32 protein-coding genes are annotated in these 15,961 nt (G+C 39.4%); all 32 read right to left on the bottom strand.

Annotated elements, in window-relative coordinates; translation table 11 throughout:
* Positions 1 to 25: 25 nt before the first annotated feature.
* Positions 26 to 499: an 8-oxo-dGTP diphosphatase gene (locus HMPREF1040_RS02710; protein WP_007392375.1), complete on the bottom strand. Its 474-nt coding sequence runs from the start codon at positions 497 to 499 to the stop codon at positions 26 to 28.
* A complete protein-coding gene (locus HMPREF1040_RS02705; RefSeq protein WP_007392379.1) occupies positions 496 to 936 on the bottom strand; it encodes a DUF3783 domain-containing protein in 441 nt (146 codons plus the stop codon). Before HMPREF1040_RS02705 ends, HMPREF1040_RS02710 begins: the two co-directional genes overlap by 4 nt.
* Before the next feature lie 86 nt (positions 937 to 1,022).
* Positions 1,023 to 1,361: a 50S ribosomal protein L17 gene (rplQ, locus tag HMPREF1040_RS02700; RefSeq protein ID WP_007392381.1), complete on the bottom strand. Its 339-nt coding sequence runs from the start codon at positions 1,359 to 1,361 to the stop codon at positions 1,023 to 1,025.
* 17 nt (positions 1,362 to 1,378) lie between these two features.
* Entirely contained in the window at positions 1,379 to 2,356 is a 978-nt protein-coding gene (locus HMPREF1040_RS02695; protein WP_007392385.1) for a DNA-directed RNA polymerase subunit alpha, read from the bottom strand.
* 44 nt (positions 2,357 to 2,400) lie between these two features.
* Positions 2,401 to 2,799 carry a 30S ribosomal protein S11 gene (gene rpsK, locus HMPREF1040_RS02690; protein WP_007392368.1) on the bottom strand — a complete coding sequence of 133 codons (399 nt, stop codon included), beginning with the start codon at positions 2,797 to 2,799 and terminating at the stop codon, positions 2,401 to 2,403.
* Between the two features lie 20 nt (positions 2,800 to 2,819).
* Entirely contained in the window at positions 2,820 to 3,188 is a 369-nt protein-coding gene (gene rpsM / locus HMPREF1040_RS02685; protein WP_007392377.1) for a 30S ribosomal protein S13, read from the bottom strand.
* 22 nt (positions 3,189 to 3,210) lie between these two features.
* Entirely contained in the window at positions 3,211 to 3,324 is a 114-nt protein-coding gene (gene rpmJ / locus HMPREF1040_RS02680) for a 50S ribosomal protein L36 (RefSeq protein ID WP_007391661.1), read from the bottom strand.
* Positions 3,325 to 3,348: 24 nt separating this feature from the next.
* Positions 3,349 to 3,567, bottom strand: coding sequence for a translation initiation factor IF-1 (gene infA / locus HMPREF1040_RS02675; protein ID WP_007392372.1), 219 nt, complete (start codon positions 3,565 to 3,567; stop codon positions 3,349 to 3,351).
* A gap of 253 nt (positions 3,568 to 3,820) precedes the next feature.
* Entirely contained in the window at positions 3,821 to 4,567 is a 747-nt protein-coding gene (gene map, locus HMPREF1040_RS02670; protein ID WP_007392366.1) for a type I methionyl aminopeptidase, read from the bottom strand.
* A 1-nt stretch (position 4,568) separates the two neighbouring features.
* Complete coding sequence (locus HMPREF1040_RS02665; protein ID WP_007392373.1) at positions 4,569 to 5,219, bottom strand: adenylate kinase; 651 nt, start codon at positions 5,217 to 5,219, stop codon at positions 4,569 to 4,571.
* A gap of 15 nt (positions 5,220 to 5,234) precedes the next feature.
* A complete protein-coding gene (gene secY, locus HMPREF1040_RS02660) occupies positions 5,235 to 6,497 on the bottom strand; it encodes a preprotein translocase subunit SecY (protein WP_007392363.1) in 1,263 nt (420 codons plus the stop codon).
* 1 nt (position 6,498) lies between these two features.
* Positions 6,499 to 6,939: a 50S ribosomal protein L15 gene (gene rplO, locus HMPREF1040_RS02655; RefSeq protein ID WP_007392364.1), complete on the bottom strand. Its 441-nt coding sequence runs from the start codon at positions 6,937 to 6,939 to the stop codon at positions 6,499 to 6,501.
* 20 nt (positions 6,940 to 6,959) lie between these two features.
* The gene (gene rpmD, locus HMPREF1040_RS02650; RefSeq protein ID WP_007392361.1) at positions 6,960 to 7,139 is read right to left on the bottom strand and encodes a 50S ribosomal protein L30; all 180 of its coding nucleotides are present in this window, start codon (positions 7,137 to 7,139) and stop codon (positions 6,960 to 6,962) included.
* Positions 7,140 to 7,156: 17 nt separating this feature from the next.
* Positions 7,157 to 7,657: a 30S ribosomal protein S5 gene (gene rpsE / locus HMPREF1040_RS02645; protein WP_007392378.1), complete on the bottom strand. Its 501-nt coding sequence runs from the start codon at positions 7,655 to 7,657 to the stop codon at positions 7,157 to 7,159.
* An 18-nt stretch (positions 7,658 to 7,675) separates the two neighbouring features.
* Entirely contained in the window at positions 7,676 to 8,035 is a 360-nt protein-coding gene (rplR, locus tag HMPREF1040_RS02640; protein ID WP_007392388.1) for a 50S ribosomal protein L18, read from the bottom strand.
* A gap of 33 nt (positions 8,036 to 8,068) precedes the next feature.
* Positions 8,069 to 8,611, bottom strand: a complete 543-nt coding sequence (gene rplF / locus HMPREF1040_RS02635) for a 50S ribosomal protein L6 (protein WP_007392367.1) — start codon at positions 8,609 to 8,611, stop codon at positions 8,069 to 8,071.
* Positions 8,612 to 8,628: 17 nt separating this feature from the next.
* Positions 8,629 to 9,021: a 30S ribosomal protein S8 gene (gene rpsH / locus HMPREF1040_RS02630; protein WP_007392374.1), complete on the bottom strand. Its 393-nt coding sequence runs from the start codon at positions 9,019 to 9,021 to the stop codon at positions 8,629 to 8,631.
* Positions 9,022 to 9,050: 29 nt separating this feature from the next.
* Entirely contained in the window at positions 9,051 to 9,320 is a 270-nt protein-coding gene (rpsN, locus tag HMPREF1040_RS02625; protein ID WP_007392362.1) for a 30S ribosomal protein S14, read from the bottom strand.
* Positions 9,321 to 9,338: 18 nt separating this feature from the next.
* Complete coding sequence (rplE, locus tag HMPREF1040_RS02620; protein ID WP_007392369.1) at positions 9,339 to 9,878, bottom strand: 50S ribosomal protein L5; 540 nt, start codon at positions 9,876 to 9,878, stop codon at positions 9,339 to 9,341.
* 22 nt (positions 9,879 to 9,900) lie between these two features.
* A complete protein-coding gene (gene rplX, locus HMPREF1040_RS02615) occupies positions 9,901 to 10,209 on the bottom strand; it encodes a 50S ribosomal protein L24 (protein ID WP_156211623.1) in 309 nt (102 codons plus the stop codon).
* Between the two features lie 27 nt (positions 10,210 to 10,236).
* Complete coding sequence (gene rplN / locus HMPREF1040_RS02610) at positions 10,237 to 10,605, bottom strand: 50S ribosomal protein L14 (RefSeq protein WP_007392360.1); 369 nt, start codon at positions 10,603 to 10,605, stop codon at positions 10,237 to 10,239.
* Positions 10,606 to 10,631: 26 nt separating this feature from the next.
* Entirely contained in the window at positions 10,632 to 10,886 is a 255-nt protein-coding gene (rpsQ, locus tag HMPREF1040_RS02605) for a 30S ribosomal protein S17 (RefSeq protein WP_007392387.1), read from the bottom strand.
* Between the two features lie 44 nt (positions 10,887 to 10,930).
* Positions 10,931 to 11,125: a 50S ribosomal protein L29 gene (gene rpmC, locus HMPREF1040_RS02600; RefSeq protein ID WP_007392365.1), complete on the bottom strand. Its 195-nt coding sequence runs from the start codon at positions 11,123 to 11,125 to the stop codon at positions 10,931 to 10,933.
* Positions 11,115 to 11,552 (bottom strand): 50S ribosomal protein L16, encoded by a 438-nt coding sequence (rplP, locus tag HMPREF1040_RS02595; protein WP_007392359.1) that lies wholly within the window; start codon positions 11,550 to 11,552, stop codon positions 11,115 to 11,117. The genes rpmC and rplP overlap by 11 nt, the downstream gene beginning before the upstream one ends.
* Positions 11,552 to 12,223 carry a 30S ribosomal protein S3 gene (gene rpsC / locus HMPREF1040_RS02590; RefSeq protein WP_007392376.1) on the bottom strand — a complete coding sequence of 224 codons (672 nt, stop codon included), beginning with the start codon at positions 12,221 to 12,223 and terminating at the stop codon, positions 11,552 to 11,554. The genes rplP and rpsC overlap by 1 nt, the downstream gene beginning before the upstream one ends.
* Positions 12,224 to 12,236: 13 nt before the next feature.
* The gene (rplV, locus tag HMPREF1040_RS02585; protein ID WP_007392380.1) at positions 12,237 to 12,572 is read right to left on the bottom strand and encodes a 50S ribosomal protein L22; all 336 of its coding nucleotides are present in this window, start codon (positions 12,570 to 12,572) and stop codon (positions 12,237 to 12,239) included.
* Between the two features lie 14 nt (positions 12,573 to 12,586).
* Positions 12,587 to 12,865 (bottom strand): 30S ribosomal protein S19, encoded by a 279-nt coding sequence (rpsS, locus tag HMPREF1040_RS02580; protein ID WP_007392382.1) that lies wholly within the window; start codon positions 12,863 to 12,865, stop codon positions 12,587 to 12,589.
* Positions 12,866 to 12,887: 22 nt separating this feature from the next.
* Entirely contained in the window at positions 12,888 to 13,715 is an 828-nt protein-coding gene (rplB, locus tag HMPREF1040_RS02575) for a 50S ribosomal protein L2 (protein WP_007392370.1), read from the bottom strand.
* 28 nt (positions 13,716 to 13,743) lie between these two features.
* A complete protein-coding gene (rplW, locus tag HMPREF1040_RS02570; RefSeq protein WP_007392358.1) occupies positions 13,744 to 14,028 on the bottom strand; it encodes a 50S ribosomal protein L23 in 285 nt (94 codons plus the stop codon).
* Positions 14,028 to 14,651 (bottom strand): 50S ribosomal protein L4, encoded by a 624-nt coding sequence (gene rplD / locus HMPREF1040_RS02565; protein WP_007392386.1) that lies wholly within the window; start codon positions 14,649 to 14,651, stop codon positions 14,028 to 14,030. Before rplD ends, rplW begins: the two co-directional genes overlap by 1 nt.
* 32 nt (positions 14,652 to 14,683) lie before the next feature.
* A complete protein-coding gene (gene rplC / locus HMPREF1040_RS02560; protein ID WP_007392384.1) occupies positions 14,684 to 15,322 on the bottom strand; it encodes a 50S ribosomal protein L3 in 639 nt (212 codons plus the stop codon).
* A 14-nt stretch (positions 15,323 to 15,336) separates the two neighbouring features.
* Positions 15,337 to 15,648, bottom strand: a complete 312-nt coding sequence (rpsJ, locus tag HMPREF1040_RS02555) for a 30S ribosomal protein S10 (protein WP_007392383.1) — start codon at positions 15,646 to 15,648, stop codon at positions 15,337 to 15,339.
* Between the last annotated feature and the right edge of the window lie 313 nt (positions 15,649 to 15,961).

Raw genomic sequence — 15,961 nt, 5'->3', positions numbered from 1 at the left:
TATATATATATNTGCTTTTTATTTATTATGTATTAGTGTATTTTAAATCGGTTTTAAGAAGTTCTTCGCCATTCGCAGAAAAAAGAATCGTTCCACTTACTTTTTCCCTTGCCAACACATGAGGCAGCCATATCCTATCGGCTTTCCACATGTATGTATATGGTATCGCATCTAACGCAAACCATTGCGGCAACATTTCTTCTGATTCTATAGGCGTGCCTTGAAAAGAAGTTGCAATATACACATATCCCTTATGATTCCAATCTCTATTATTTTGAAATTCAAAAAACAGTATTCCATATAATACTAGTTCTTCCGGGGTAACATGCAAGCCAACTTCTTCTTTTACTTCTCGTATAGCACATGCTAGATATGATTCTGAGCCTTCCAACTTGCCTCCAAAACCATTCCATTTGCCTACACCAAAGCCTCGCTTTTTTTTACCTAACAAAATATCACCAGTTATACTAATAGGAAACACTAAAGATGTATCTCTCATTTGCGTTGCCTAAAATATTCATACTCTTTAGCTAGTTCGATTAACATATCTGAAATTTTCCATGTAATATTGTATGAAGTTAACATAGCTTTTAATGGTACGCTCTTCAATGAACTGCCTCTAATCGCATCTAACAATGTATGCACATCTTTATTTTCAAAGCCGCAAAGAACAATAGCCTCTTTTGTCACCGGTTCTTCAATGATAATATCTTCATTGTCCATATTATCGGTAGTTTGATTTTCATTGTTTGCTGCAATTTGTTCTGTTATCGCCTTGATCTCTTGCTCAGTAAAGCCTACTACTTTTCCTAACGGTTCTTCTTTATCTAGTTCAGTAACTGCTTTAACTTGAGCTTTGACTAACAGTGATAATCGTTTTAATTGTTTCAACCGCTCTTCATTAAAATTAATGGCTAACACACTCTTTTTTACCATATCAATTCCTCCGAAAAAAAGCCGTTGCAGTTTCCCACAACGGCGTAATAACATCCCCTTACCTTCACTAAGTGGGACTATTCAACTTATACTAATTCGATAATAACCATCGGAGCTGCATCACCTTGACGCACGCCAGATTTAATAATCCGCGTATAGCCGCCTTGACGATCTGCATATTTACCAGCGATTTCATCGAATAATTTTTTTACTACACTTTCATCCATCATGTATGCTAGCACTTGTCGACGAGCATGTAAATCTCCGCGTTTAGCTAATGTTATCATTTTATCTGCTATTTTACGAAGTTCTTTTGCCTTTGCTTCTGTCGTTTCAATGCGTTCATGCTGGAATAACGAGGTAACAATGCTACGCAATAAAGCTTTACGAGCAGAGCTGTCACGTCCTAACTTTCTATAAGCCATCGTTCATCCTCCTCGAACTATTCTTCGTTAGATTTCAGATCAAATCCGTAATCTTTAAGTTTTTCAATGATTTCATCAACGGACTTTCTACCTAAATTACGTATTTTCGATAAATCATCTTCTGTCCGTTCTACTAAATCCCCTAAAGTATAAATATTGGCCCGTTTCAAGCAATTCGATGCCCGTACGGATAAATCCAAGACATCTATTTTTACTTGCTCTAATTCTGGTCCTTTATCTTCTTCTTCTTCTTCTCCCTCAAGAGTCGTAAATGGTGCTAATGCTTCATTTGCAAGTGGATCACTTGCAATCTTTTGAAAATAATCCAAATAGCTTACCATAATCGACGCTGCTTTAGCAACCGCATTTTCTGCGGCAATACTCCCATCGGTTTGTACTTCTAAAGTCAACGAATCATAGTCCATTTCGTTTCCGACTCGAATATTTCCCACTTCATACTTTGTACGAACAATGGGTGAGAAGATAGAGTCAATAGGAATGACTCCAATAACATCCGTATCTTTCTTGTTTTTGGTAGACGGAACATACCCTTTTCCTCGTTCAATATGGCATACCATATAAATATGAGCATCCGTGTCCAAAGTAGCAATATGAAGTTCCGGATTTAAAATTTCTACGTCTGAGTTCACATCAAGATCTTTTGCGGTAAATTCACATTCACCATTAATATCGACGATGATATCCAACTGTTCTACTTCTTCTCGCGTAAATCGCAACCGCAATTGTTTTAAGTTCAAAATAATTTCAGAAATATCTTCTCGAACACCTGGAATTGTAGAAAATTCATGTAATACACCGTCAATTTTTATAGAAGTGATTGCAACGCCATCCAATGAAGAAAGTAGGACGCGACGCAAACTGTTTCCCAACGTGATTCCGTACCCCCGATCCAAGGGTTCACATACGAATTTTCCATAGGTACCGTTGTCACTTCTTTCAACGATCGTTACTTTAAATTTATTATCATCCATCATTTGGAAAATCCTCCCATTCCAGAATCAATCTAATTCGGTAACTATTATACACGTCTACGTTTTGGTGGACGGCAACCATTATGCGGGATAGGAGTTACGTCTTTAATCGCATTGACTTCTAAACCTGCGGCTTGTAATGCACGAATAGCTGCCTCACGACCTGAACCTGGTCCTTTTACAAAGACTTCAACTTGACGCAATCCATGTTCCATTGCTGCTTTTGCAGCCTGTTCTGCCGCCATTTGAGCTGCAAACGGAGTGCTTTTACGCGAACCACGAAAGCCCATACCACCAGCACTAGCCCAAGATAAAGCATTTCCCTTTGTATCACTAATGGTGACAATCGTATTATTAAATGTAGACCGAATGTGTGCTGCTCCTGATTCTACATGTTTCTTTTCTTTTCTTTTCGTATTTCTTACGTTATTCTTTGCCAAAATCATTTCCCTCCTTACTCAATAAGTTATTTCTTTTTACCTGCAATAGCTTTTCTTGGACCTTTACGTGTACGTGCGTTCGTTTTACTACGTTGTCCCCGGACAGGAAGGCCTGCACGATGACGTTTTCCTCTGTACGAGTTAATTTCAATTAAACGCTTTACGTTCAATGCACCTTCTCGACGAAGATCCCCTTCTACCTTGTAATCAGCTCCAATTACTTCGCGAATTTTCTGAACTTCATCTTCTGTCAAATCTCGAACGCGAGTATCTGGATTAATTCCCGTTTTTTTCAAAATTTCCTGAGAAGAAGAAAGACCAATACCAAAAATATATGTTAAACCTACTTCCACTCGCTTATCGCGTGGTAAATCCACACCGGCTATACGTGCCATCTATTCATCCACCTCCAGTCTATTATCCTTGTTTCTGCTTATGTTTAGGATTTTCGCAAATAACCATAACACGGCCTTTGCGCTTAATAATTTTACATTTTTCACAAATCTTTTTTACTGACGGTTTTACCTTCATAATTAACCTCCTACGTAATTCATCTTACTTAAAGCGGTATGTAATACGCCCGCGATTCAGATCATACGGGGTCAACTCCATCGTTACCCGATCACCTGGTAAGATACGAATAAAATTCATACGCATTTTTCCTGATACATGAGCTAACACAATATGCTCATTTTCTAATTTTACTTTAAACATGGCATTGGGCAGTGCTTCTACAACTATACCTTCTACTTCAATGACATCTTCCTTAGACATGTATAACCTCCCTGATCAAATCCGTCTCAATCCGTTTTTATTACGAATCATATCCATTCATTGCTGATTATCATGAACATCTAATATAACCCTTCATGATACGGAGTTGCCGGCATTGTTCTACGGCTTATCCACTTTGTACTTTCTCCCGTCAGCAATCCATACGTTAGGATAATCCACTTTGCCAACAATCACATACAAATGATTTTGTCTTTCGCCTAACTACCAAATCCATCTCTATGTAAGCCCTTTATCACGGTAATGTCAAAATTTCCGGACCATTATCAGTAATCGCCACGGTATGTTCAAAATGAGCAGCTGGTTTTTTATCTTTTGTAACAACAGTCCAACCGTTTTTCAATTGATATACCTTTTCTGTTCCCATGTTAATCATGGGTTCAATAGCAATTACCAAGCCAGACTCTAATATTTCACCATGACCAGGTAATCCATAATTTCGCACTTCTGGATCCTCATGCATATCGGTTCCGATCCCGTGCCCAACATAATCACGAACCACCCCATATCCATGAGATTCTGCATGTGTTTGCACAGCATGTCCGATATCACCTAAATGATTTCCTACAACAGCTTGTTCTATACCTTTTTGCAAACACTCTTCAGTTACTTGCACTAACTTCATAATTTCTGGAGCAACATGTCCAATGGGAATCGTCACAGTGGCATCTCCATGATAGCCATTTTTATTAACTACCAGGTCAACACTGATTATGTCCCCTTCTTTTAACTTACGCCTTCCCGGAATACCGTGAACTACTTCTTCATTCACACTAGCACAAATCGTGGCTGGAAAACCATAATATCCTTTACAGCTAGGAAAGGCTCCACAACTGCGAATAAATTCTTCGCAACGCCGATCTAACTCTCCAGTTGTAACACCTGGCTTCGCTAACTCTCTCATCAGTAACAGAGCGTTTGCCGTTATTTTTCCTGCTTCGCGAATATATTCAATTTCCCGTTTAGACTTCAATATGACCATATCATTTACTCTTTCCAAGGCGTTCTACAATATCATTGAAAACCGCCTCCATATCACGTTCACCATTAATTTCAATATACAAATTGGAATTTTTATAGTAATCAATTAACGGCTTTGTTTGAGCAGCGTATACACTAAGTCTTTTTTTTACTGTTTCCATTTTGTCATCATCACGCTGGTATAATTCACCACCGCATTTATCACATACCCCTTGTTTTTTAGTGGGCTTAAACGAAAGATGATACGTTGCTCCACAAGTACGACAAATTTGTCTGCCCGTAGTACGTTCTATTAGTGCATCATCAGAAACCACGATATTCACCACACCATTTAAAGTGATATGTAAGTCACGTAAAATGGCATCAAGTGATACTGCTTGAGATGTAGTACGAGGAAATCCATCTAAAATAAAACCTTTTTTGCAATCCTCTTTTGCCAACCGTTCTTTGACAATTCCTACAGTAACAGCATCTGGAACTAATTGACCATTATCCATATATTTTTGTGCTTCTAATCCCAACGGAGTTTGTTCTTTTACAGCTGCACGGAACATATCTCCTGTCGAAATCTGAGAGATTCCATAAGTTTCAATCAATCTCTCAGCTTGTGTACCTTTACCGGCCCCAGGAGGACCCATTAAAAGAATATACACACTAATCTTCCTCCTTTACTTCATAAACCCTTGATATTGCTTATTCAAAACCAAAGATTCTGCCTGTTTCATCGTATCAATTGCAACACCTACAACAATCAACAATGCCGTACCGCCAAAATATACTCCTTGAACTCCTGTAATCCACCCAATAAAATTAGGTAAAATAGCTACAAACGCCAAGAAAAATGCACCGGCTAACGTAATACGCGTCATAATTTTGTCGATATGTTTTGCTGTTGGTTGACCTGGACGAATTCCAGGAATAAAACCACCATATTTTTGCATATTTTCCGTAAGCTGCGGAATATTCAATGAAATGGCCGTGTAGAAATACGTGAAGAAGAAAATCAAAATCGCATACATCACTGTATTTGTTACAGTCCCCCACGCGAACCATCCTGCAACCATCTTAATCGTTGCATTCTGTGAAAATTGAGCAATAGTAACAGGGAACATCAAAACGGAAGAAGCAAAAATAAGCGGAATAACACCAGCTTGATTTACTTTTAAAGGAATATGCGTGGAATGTCCTCCATACATTTTCCTGCCGACAATACGTTTTGCATATTGTACGGTAACACGTCGCGTTCCTTGTGTTACTTCAACAACTATTGCAATCATAAAGAATGCAATAATAACAAATAAAATCGCTTGAAAAATATTAATCGATCCAGCTTGTATATACTTATACACCGTAGCACAACCATTGGGAAAACGAGCGACGATACCGGCAAAAATAATCAACGATATCCCATTTCCAATCCCCCCCGCCGTAATTTGGTCACCTAACCACATCAAGAAACAAGTTCCTGCTGTCAATATTAATGTAACCATAATAACCGTACTCCAGCTATCAACCACCAAAGCATTATTTACTTTTAAAGCATAACTCATAGCTAAAGCCTGGATAAGTGCTAGGGCAACGGTACCATAACGGGTAACCTTTTGAATTTTATCACGACCGTCTTGATTATCTTTTGCCCACTGTTCAAATGTAGGAACAACAGACGTAAGTAATTGCATAATAATAGATGCGTTAATATAAGGTGTAATACTCATGGCAAGGATAGAAAACTTACTTAACGCCCCACCAGAAAACAAGTCTAACAAGCCAAACAGATTTCCACTGGTAAATAAATTTTCGATAACTGAGGAGTCCACACCTGGTACAGGAATATGGACACCCAGTCTAAAAACGATAAACATGATCAAGGTAAATATAGCACGTTTCCTAAATTCAGAAACGTTTATTACATTTTGGAGGTTTTCCAACACCTTAGATCACCTCTACTTTACCACCGGCCGCTTCAATTTTCTGCTGTGCTGATTTAGTGAATCCTTGTGCGACAACAGTCAATTTTTTTTCTAATTCGCCGTTTCCAAGAATACGCACTCCATCGCAAACATTCTTGAGAATACCTGCTTCTACTAAAGCCACGGGATCTACGGTTGTTCCATCTTCAAAACGATTTAACACAGACACATTAACTTCTGCATATTCTTTTGCCCAAATATTGGTAAATCCACGTTTTGGAAGCAACCGATACAAAGGCATTTGTCCGCCTTCAAATCCTGGTCTTTTGCCACCGCCACTTCTAGAAAGTTGCCCTTTCATTCCTTTCCCTGATGTTTTGCCGTTTCCCGATCCAATACCACGGCCTACGCGATTGCGTTTTTTCTTAGAACCAGGAACAATAGTCATTTCATGAAGTTTCAATGAACCGCACCTCCTTTATATTAAATTTCTTCAACCTTTACTAAATGTCTAACTTTATGAAGCATCCCTTTTATCTGAGGATTTATATCTTTAACGACACTAGAATTGGTTTTTCCCAATCCTAAAGCAACAACGGTTGCCCGTTGATCCCCAGGGTGCCCAGCAAGACTCTTGACAAGGGTAACTTTTACTTGAGCCATTATATATATCCTCCTTCTTAACCATAAATTTCTTCTACCGTTTTGCCTCGAAGTTCTGCTACTTTATTAACATCCTTTAAGCGACTTAATCCTTCAATAGTAGCTTGTACCATATTATTAGGATTTGAAGAACCGATAGATTTTGTAAGAATATTACGTACGCCAGCTAGTTCCAAGACAGCACGAACAGGACCACCCGCAATAACACCTGTACCTTCAGCAGCAGGCTTTAACAATACTTGCCCCGCTCCAAAAATACCTGTAACTTGATGTGGAATAGATCCATTCTTAAGAGAAATAGATACTAAATGCTTTTTCGCATCTTCTACGCCTTTACGAATTGCTTCCGGAACTTCACCGGCTTTACCTAAGCCAGCTCCTACACGTCCATTCCCATCGCCAACGACAACAAGTGCACTGAAGGAAAAACGACGGCCACCTTTAACTACCTTAGCAACACGATTTATGAATACAACATTTTCTTGTAACTCAAGACCTGCATGGTCAACTTTTGCCATGTGTTATTTCCTCCTCTTTTAAAATTTCAAACCTGCTTCGCGAGCTGCCGTAGCTAACGCAGCAACACGACCATGATAAATATAACCACCACGGTCAAAAACAACTGTAGTAATGCCTTTTTCAATAGCTCTTTTAGCAACCAAAGCACCAACTAATTTAGCACCTTCAGCATTACCACCATTTTTTTGATCCTTAATTTCTTTGTCTAACGAACTAGCAGCTACTAAGGTTACACCCTTTTGATCATCAATAATTTGTGCATAGATATTAGTCAAACTACGAAAAACGTTCAAACGAGGACGTTCTGCTGTACCGCTAATTTGTTTGCGTAAACGCCAATGCCTTTTTACACGAACGGCATTTTTACTCTTCTTCAAGGAATTCACTCCTTTCTATAATAACTAGTATTTCTATTTCTTCGTACCAGCTTTACCTGCTTTACGACGAATATGTTCGCCTACATATTTAATACCTTTTCCTTTATAAGGTTCAGGCAAACGATATCCACGTACTTTAGCTGCAAATTCACCAACATGTTCTTTATTGGCCCCAGAAATAACAATAGATGTGGCACTAGGGCATTCAATCTTAATACCTTCTGGTGCTTCTAATTCCAAAGGATGTGAAAAGCCTAACGTCAAGGCTAATTTATTGCCTTTCATTTGAGCTCTATATCCAACACCAACAATTTCCAATTCTTTTTTAAACCCTTCTGTAACGCCTATAACCATATTAGCGACTAAAGCACGCGTAAGGCCATGTAAGGCACGATGATTTTTTTCATCTGATGGACGTTCCACCGTAATAACATTATCTGCTACTGAAACTTTTATATCCTGGTGAAGCGTACGTGTAAGTTCACCTTTTGGTCCTTTGACGGTAATCACGGGGCCGTTAAGGCTTACACTTACGCCTGCAGGGATATCAATAGGCATTCTACCTACTCGAGACATACTGACACCTCCAATTTTTACCAGACGTAAGCGATAACTTCGCCACCTAAACCGATTTTACGAGCTTGTTTGTCACTCATAACTCCTTTAGATGTAGAAATTACTGCAATTCCCAAACCACCAAGAACGCGTGGAAGTTCTTCTTTTCCTGCATATACGCGTAATCCTGGCTTAGAAATCCTCTTGATACCGGTAATTACTCTTTCTTTATTAGAACCATATTTTAAAACAACACGTAGTTGTTTCCCTTCATTAATGGATTCATAATTCTTTATAAAACCTTCTTCTTTAAGAATTTCAAGCACCGCTGCTTTCATCTTAGAAGCCGGCATTTCTACTGTTTGATGCTCTGCCGAATTGGCATTGCGGATTCGAGTGAGCATATCCGCAATCGGATCGGTCATTGCCATAATCTAAAAACCTCCCTCCATGGAATACCTTACCAGCTGGCTTTTTTGACGCCAGGAATTTGGCCTTTATAAGCCAGTTCACGGAATGTAATACGGCAGATACCGAATTTACGCATATAACCGTGAGGACGGCCGGTTACTTTGCAACGATTGTGCAAGCGTACCGGTGATGCATTTGCCGGAAGCTGAGAAAGCGCTTCATAATCCCCTTTCGCTTTCAACTCTGCCCGGAGTTTAGCATATTTGGCAACCACTTTTTCACGTTTCTTTTCACGTTCAAGCATAGATTTCTTTGCCATGTATTCAAATCCTCCTTATTACTTTTCAAAAGGCATGCCCATTAACGCTAGCATATCACGACTTTCTTCGTCCGTGTTTGCCGTAGTAACGATAGTTATATCCATGCCACGAGTCTTATCAATTTTATCATACTCAATTTCAGGGAAAATAAGCTGTTCTTTTAATCCCAGCGTATAATTTCCTCTACCATCAAATCCAGTAGCACTAACGCCATGAAAGTCACGTACACGAGGTAATGCCAAATTCATCAATTTATCTAAAAATTCATACATTTGCTGACCACGCAACGTTACTTTACAACCCAATTTCATGCCTTCACGAACTTTAAAAGCAGCGATAGATTTTTTTGCTTTTGTGATAATGGGTTTTTGTCCGGAAATGATCGTCATATCATTAACTGCTGCATCTAACGCTTTAGAATTACTAACAGCTTCACCTACTGCCATGTTAATAACAACTTTAGTTACCTTTGGAATTTGCATGACATTTTTATAATTATATTTTTCCTGTAATCCTTTCGCCACTTCGGAAAGGTATTTGTCTTTTAATCTGGACACTCTCAAGGCCCTCCTTTCTGAATTAGATTGCTTTACCGCTCTTTACAGCTGTCCGCACTTTCGTCCCATCTGCTTGCAGTACCATTCTTACACGAGTCGGTTTACCACTTTCAGGATCCACGAGCATAACATTAGAAACATGAATTGGTGCTTCTTTTGTTAAAATTCCACCTTGAGGATTATTCTGACTAGGTTTTGTATGTCGTTTTACAAGATTGAGTCCTTCCACAACAACACGTTCTTTCTTTGGAAGCGCTTCAATAACCTTACCTTTTTTACCTTTTTCTTTACCAGCAATAACAATAACCGTATCGCCTTTTTTTACGTGCAATTTACTCACTTAGAACACCCCCTCCGATTACAATACTTCCGGAGCCAAGGAGATAATTTTCATGAAATCTTTTTCACGCAATTCTCTAGCAACCGGTCCAAAAATACGAGTACCTTTAGGGTTTTTATCATTATTTATTACTACTGCTGCATTTTCATCAAAACGAATATACGATCCATCAACACGACGTAATCCCTTTTTCGAACGAACGATAACAGCTTTTACTACGTCGCCTTTCTTGACAACGCCACCGGGTGATGCATCTTTAACAGATGCTGTAATGATATCACCAATGTTGCCATATTTACGATATGAACCACCCATAACTTGAATGCACAATAACTTTTTAGCACCCGTGTTATCGGCAACATTCAACATAGTTTCTTGCTGAATCATGGCTTACCCTCCTAATTCTCACAAAATTATTGAGCCTTTTCTAAAATCGAAACAACTCTCCAATGTTTATCTTTAGATAAACGACGAGTTTCTTCTATACGCACAATATCGCCAACATGGCATTCATTCTTTTCATCATGTGCTTTAAATTTGACCGAAGAAACAATTGGTTTTCTATACAACTTATGCTGTGTCTTATATTCGACAGTAACTACAACGGTTTTGTCCATTTTATCACTAACAACTTTACCAATACGGATTTTCCGTTCATTTCTTTCCATCTGTGCTGTGACCTCCTTTTAGATTACCAATATGATTATAACTCTTATGCGTTTAATTCAGCTTCACGCTGTACCGTCTTAATACGAGCAATTGTCTTTTTTACTTCACGGATACGCTTTGGATTTTCTAATTGGCCGGTCGCATGTTGAAAACGGAGGTTAAACAACTCTTCTTTTAAACTAACCACTTTTTCATTCAATTCGGCAGCACTCAGATTACGGATTTCTTTAACCTTCATGTTGTTCACCACCTAATTCCTGACCTCTAACAACAAACTTCGTTTTAATTGGTAATTTATGGCTTGCAAGACGCATTGCTTCACGTGCAACAACTTCTGATACACCACCCATTTCAAAAAGAACCCGTCCTGGCTTCGCTACAGCTACCCAATATTCGGGGGCCCCTTTACCAGAACCCATACGAGTCCCAGCTGGCTTAGCCGTAATAGGCTTATCAGGGAATATCTTAATCCATACCTTACCACCACGTTTAATATAACGTGTCATAGCAATACGTGCAGCTTCAATTTGACGATTCGTAATCCATGATGGCTCAGCTGCTACTAATCCAAATTCGCCATGAGCAACTTTATTACCGCGCATAGCACGTCCCTTCATGCGACCACGAAATTGTTTACGATATTTAACACGTTTCGGAATTAACATTAAGCCTCACTCCTTTCGTGCTTTGTAGATGCAGTTTGCTTTGCTTCTGGTAAAATTTCGCCTTTATAAATCCAGCATTTAATACCAATACAACCATAGGTAGTATGTGCTTCAGCAAAGCCATAATCAATATCTGCACGAAGAGTATGAAGTGGAATAGATCCATCACGAACGCTTTCGCTACGTGCTATTTCAGCTCCGCCCAAACGTCCTGAGCACATAATCTTAATTCCCTTAGCACCCATACGCATCGTACGTCCTACGCTTTGTTTCATTGCACGACGAAAACCAATTCGACGTTCCAATTGACTAGCAATATTTTCTGCTACCAATGTAGCATCTAATTCCGCTTGTTTAATTTCTGCAATATTAACATCTACTGTCTTTGAAGTAAATTTCTTCAACGCTTTTTTAATATCTTCAATACCCGCACCACCGCGACCAATAACCATTCCTGGTTTTGCCGTGTGAATAATTAATTTAATACGTTTAGCAGACCGTTCAATTTCAATACGAGAAACGCCCGCAATAAACAGCTGTTCCTTTAAGAATTCCCGGATTTTCACGTCTTCATTTAACAATGTTGCATAATCCTTTTCTGCATACCATTTGGCATCCCAGGGTTTTACAACACCTACACGAAATCCATGGGCATTAACTTTTTGACCCACTACGTTTCCCTCCTTATGCTCTTTCTTTTACCACAACAGTCACATGACTAGAATGCTTTAAAATCTTAAAAGCTTGTCCACGACTACGCGGATGAATACGTTTCATTGTCGCATCTTGATCAACAAAAATTTCTGAAACATATAATTTATCAACATTCATATCATTATTATGTTCTGCATTTGCAATAGCAGACCGAAGCGTTTTTTCCACTACACGTGAGCCTACTTTTGGAGTAAATTTCAAAATTGCAAGTGCTTCCGCAACATTTTTGCCCCGAATTAAGTCCACTACGATGCGAATCTTCCGGGGGGCAATGCGAATATGTTTAGCAATAGCTTTTGCTTCCATTTATTTTACCTCCCTTATCTTCCCGTCACTTTTTCGGACTTAGCGTGACCTTTAAATGTACGTGTAGGAGCAAATTCTCCTAATTTATGGCCAACCATATCTTCTGTAACATATACTGGTACATGTTTACGACCATCATGAACAGCAATCGTATGTCCTACAAAGCTAGGCAATATAGTAGATGCACGTGACCATGTTTTCACTACTTTCTTTTCATTGGCTTCATTCATAGCTTCCACTTTTTTCAAGAGATGTGCAGCAACAAATGGGCCCTTCTTTACGGATCTGGACACTGATTTATCTCCTTTCCAAGACCTATTTACGTCTCTTCACAATAAACTTACTAGAAGCTTTTTTAGCATCACGAGTTTTAACACCGTAAGCCGGTTTACCCCAAGGAGTAACTGGACGTTTACGCCCAACAGGAGCCTTCCCTTCACCACCGCCATGAGGATGATCGCATGGATTCATAACAACCCCGCGGTTGCCAGGACGAATGCCTTTCCACCGAGAACGACCAGCTTTACCAATCGTAATGTTTTCATAGTCCGTATTTCCCACTACGCCTACCGTAGCTCGGCACCGAATATGAACTTGACGCAATTCCCCTGAAGGCAAACGCAACAATGCATAATTTCCTTCTTTGGCCATAAGTTGAGCAGATTCACCTGCAGAGCGCACCATTTGAGCACCCTTGCCAATTTTCATTTCAACATTATGTACCAATGTCCCCAACGGAATATTGGCCAACGGCAATGCATTTCCGATTTTAATATCTGATTCAGGGCCACTATATAAAACATCGCCCACTTTTAATCCATTTGGTGCAATAATATATTTCTTTTCTCCATCTGCATAGAATAATAAAGCAATATTAGCAGAGCGATTCGGATCGTATTCAATTGTCGCCACTTTTGCTGGAATATTATCTTTAATACGTTTAAAATCAATTAAACGATAACGGCGTTTATGTCCACCACCTTGATGGCGAACAGTCATCCGACCGCTGTTGTTACGGCCGCCCTTATTAGTTAATTTCACTAACAAGGATTTTTCCGGTTTAGACGTCGTAATTTCTTCAAATGTAGAAACTGTCATGAATCGACGACTAGCGGAATACGGCTTAAATGATTTAATGGCCATTATTGTGCCTCCTTTATTTCCTTATTCCTTAAGCCCCTTCAAAGAATTCGATTGTTTCGCCTTCTTGAAGTGTTACAATAGCTTTTTTATAATCCGAACGTTTTCCTTCGAATTTTCCCATTCTCTTTACTTTGCCTAATACGCGAATCGTGTTTACTTTCGTAACATGCACGTTGAATACCTGTTCAACAGCTTTACGAATTTCTACCTTATTCGCTTTCAATGGAACTCTAAACGTATATTTTCCATCCGACATAAGCATCGTTGTTTTTTCTGTAATAACGGGTTTTAACAAGAGATCATGCATTTCCATTATGCAAGCACCTCCTCAATCTTAGCTACTGCACTTTTTGTCACAAACAATTTCGTATAATGAAGCAAATCAAACATATTGACGCCTTCCGTCGAAATAGCCTTAACTCCTTCAATATTACGAGCACAGCGTTCTACAATCACGTCATTATCAGTGACAAACAACACTTTTTCGCCCGTAAATTTAAAGTTATTAATCAACGCTACAATTTCTTTTGTTTTTGATGCAGCTAAATTAATTTCATCCAACACAAATAATTCATTCGTATTTACCTTATCACTCAATGCCGACTTAACAGCTAGACGTCTAGCTTTACGAGGCATTTTTTGTGCATATGAGCGAGGATGGGGTCCCCAAATGGTTCCGCCACCAACCCACAAGGGGCTTCGCGAACTCCCTACGCGAGCACGACCAGTTCCTTTTTGTTTCCATGGCTTTCTGCCGCCACCGCGAACCAAGCCTCTCGTTTTTGTAGAATGCGTGCCCAGACGTTCATTAGCAAGTTGACGAAGCAACGCTTGTCGCATTACCGCTTCATTTACTTCAACGCCAAACACACTATCATTTAATTCTATTTCGCCAGTTTGTGTACCAGCAATATTATAGGTATGTACTTTTGGCATATTATTTTTTCCTCCTTCCTGTATGACAACTATTAGCGTGGTTTCACCGTATCACGGATCATAACAAGGCTACCTTTGGCACCCGGAATGCCACCTTTAATCAAGATAAGATTTTTCTCCGTATCCACTTTAACTACCGAAAGATGCAATACCGTTGCTTGATTACCACCCATTTGCCCAGGAAGTTTTTTGCCTTTGATGACTTTACCGCCACCACCACTGATCATAGGTCCGAGTGACCCTGGTTCACGATGAGATTTAGAACCATGTCCCATGGGTCCGCGATGGAACCCGTGACGTTTAATCGTACCGGCAAAACCCTTTCCTTTGCTGGTGCCAATTACATCGACGAGATCGCCGCTTGCGAAAATATCAGCTGCCAGAGTTTGGCCAACCGTATATTCCGGCACATCCGTCATACGCAATTCGCGAAGATATTTAACAGGCGTCACGCCTGCCTTGTCAAATTGTCCTTTAACAGGTTTTGTTAAATGCTTTTCTTTAATTTCGCCGTAGCCGATTTGAATCGAATTATAGCCGTCCGTATCTACTGTTTTTACACGCACCACTACATTCGGGGTTGCTTCTACGACCGTTACAGGAACAACCGTACCTTCTTCAGTGAAGATTTGAGTCATTCCTAACTTTTTACCCAAAATAGCTTTAGACATAATCGCACCTCCTCCTATGCTTTAATTTCAATGTCTACACCTGCGGGGAGATCGAGACGCATCAAAGCATCCACGGTTTTGCTAGATGCTTCAAGAATATCAATCAACCGTTTGTGTGTACGTAATTCGAATTGTTCACGCGAGTCTTTATTGACATGAGGTGAACGCAAAATCGTGAAAATGTTTTTTTCCGTCGGAAGTGGAATCGGGCCAGATACCATGGCACCTGTCCGTTTCGCCGTATCGACGATTTTCGCCGCACTTTGATCTAATATTTTGTGATCATAAGCTTTTAGGCGAATTCTGATTCTTTCCTGTTTTGCCATTACTGAATTCCTCCTATCGTCCATTTCTTTGAATAGACTGCTCCATAAGAGTTTCCCCAAAACTGGGCAACATCTTACATCATAGTTTTACATGCAACAGATCATACTATGCCTGTTGTCACGTACTTACCCATTTTACTACAAACCGTGTGTGCATGCAAGTTTTTTTCTTTTTTTTGCACAAATTTCGCTATTCAATTATATTTTTTTGCATAAATAATATGCTAAAAGGGTTACAGAATAATCTGTAACCCTTTTAGATAAGTGATTATGCTTCAATTTCTGAAACAACACCAGCGCCTACCGTACGGCC

It is taken from the genome of Megasphaera sp. UPII 135-E (assembly GCF_000221545.1).
In the GTDB taxonomy this organism is placed as follows: Bacteria; Bacillota; Negativicutes; order Veillonellales; family Megasphaeraceae; genus Megasphaera; species Megasphaera hutchinsoni.
The sequence above is the reverse complement of the archived record's forward strand: the minus strand, read 5'-3'. Positions and strand labels throughout refer to the sequence as shown.

Coding starts and splice junctions, on each gene's coding strand:
- HMPREF1040_RS02710 (WP_007392375.1), bottom strand. CDS start 499: ATGAGAGATACATCTTTAGTGTTTCCTATTAGTATAACTGGTGATATT.
- HMPREF1040_RS02705 (WP_007392379.1), bottom strand. CDS start 936: ATGGTAAAAAAGAGTGTGTTAGCCATTAATTTTAATGAAGAGCGGTTG.
- rplQ (WP_007392381.1), bottom strand. CDS start 1,361: ATGGCTTATAGAAAGTTAGGACGTGACAGCTCTGCTCGTAAAGCTTTA.
- HMPREF1040_RS02695 (WP_007392385.1), bottom strand. CDS start 2,356: ATGATGGATGATAATAAATTTAAAGTAACGATCGTTGAAAGAAGTGAC.
- rpsK (WP_007392368.1), bottom strand. CDS start 2,799: ATGATTTTGGCAAAGAATAACGTAAGAAATACGAAAAGAAAAGAAAAG.
- rpsM (WP_007392377.1), bottom strand. CDS start 3,188: ATGGCACGTATAGCCGGTGTGGATTTACCACGCGATAAGCGAGTGGAA.
- rpmJ (WP_007391661.1), bottom strand. CDS start 3,324: ATGAAGGTAAAACCGTCAGTAAAAAAGATTTGTGAAAAATGTAAAATT.
- infA (WP_007392372.1), bottom strand. CDS start 3,567: ATGTCTAAGGAAGATGTCATTGAAGTAGAAGGTATAGTTGTAGAAGCA.
- map (WP_007392366.1), bottom strand. CDS start 4,567: ATGGTCATATTGAAGTCTAAACGGGAAATTGAATATATTCGCGAAGCA.
- rpmD (WP_007392361.1), bottom strand. CDS start 7,139: ATGGCTCAAGTAAAAGTTACCCTTGTCAAGAGTCTTGCTGGGCACCCT.
- rpsE (WP_007392378.1), bottom strand. CDS start 7,657: ATGGCAAAAGTTGACCATGCAGGTCTTGAGTTACAAGAAAATGTTGTA.
- rplF (WP_007392367.1), bottom strand. CDS start 8,611: ATGTCTCGAGTAGGTAGAATGCCTATTGATATCCCTGCAGGCGTAAGT.
- rpsH (WP_007392374.1), bottom strand. CDS start 9,021: ATGGCAATGACCGATCCGATTGCGGATATGCTCACTCGAATCCGCAAT.
- rpsN (WP_007392362.1), bottom strand. CDS start 9,320: ATGGCAAAGAAATCTATGCTTGAACGTGAAAAGAAACGTGAAAAAGTG.
- rplN (WP_007392360.1), bottom strand. CDS start 10,605: ATGATTCAGCAAGAAACTATGTTGAATGTTGCCGATAACACGGGTGCT.
- rpsQ (WP_007392387.1), bottom strand. CDS start 10,886: ATGGAAAGAAATGAACGGAAAATCCGTATTGGTAAAGTTGTTAGTGAT.
- rpmC (WP_007392365.1), bottom strand. CDS start 11,125: ATGAAGGTTAAAGAAATCCGTAATCTGAGTGCTGCCGAATTGAATGAA.
- rplP (WP_007392359.1), bottom strand. CDS start 11,552: ATGTTAATTCCGAAACGTGTTAAATATCGTAAACAATTTCGTGGTCGC.
- rplV (WP_007392380.1), bottom strand. CDS start 12,572: ATGGAAGCAAAAGCTATTGCTAAACATATTCGCATTGCCCCCCGGAAG.
- rplB (WP_007392370.1), bottom strand. CDS start 13,715: ATGGCCATTAAATCATTTAAGCCGTATTCCGCTAGTCGTCGATTCATG.
- rplW (WP_007392358.1), bottom strand. CDS start 14,028: ATGGAAATGCATGATCTCTTGTTAAAACCCGTTATTACAGAAAAAACA.
- rplD (WP_007392386.1), bottom strand. CDS start 14,651: ATGCCAAAAGTACATACCTATAATATTGCTGGTACACAAACTGGCGAA.
- rplC (WP_007392384.1), bottom strand. CDS start 15,322: ATGTCTAAAGCTATTTTGGGTAAAAAGTTAGGAATGACTCAAATCTTC.
- rpsJ (WP_007392383.1), bottom strand. CDS start 15,648: ATGGCAAAACAGGAAAGAATCAGAATTCGCCTAAAAGCTTATGATCAC.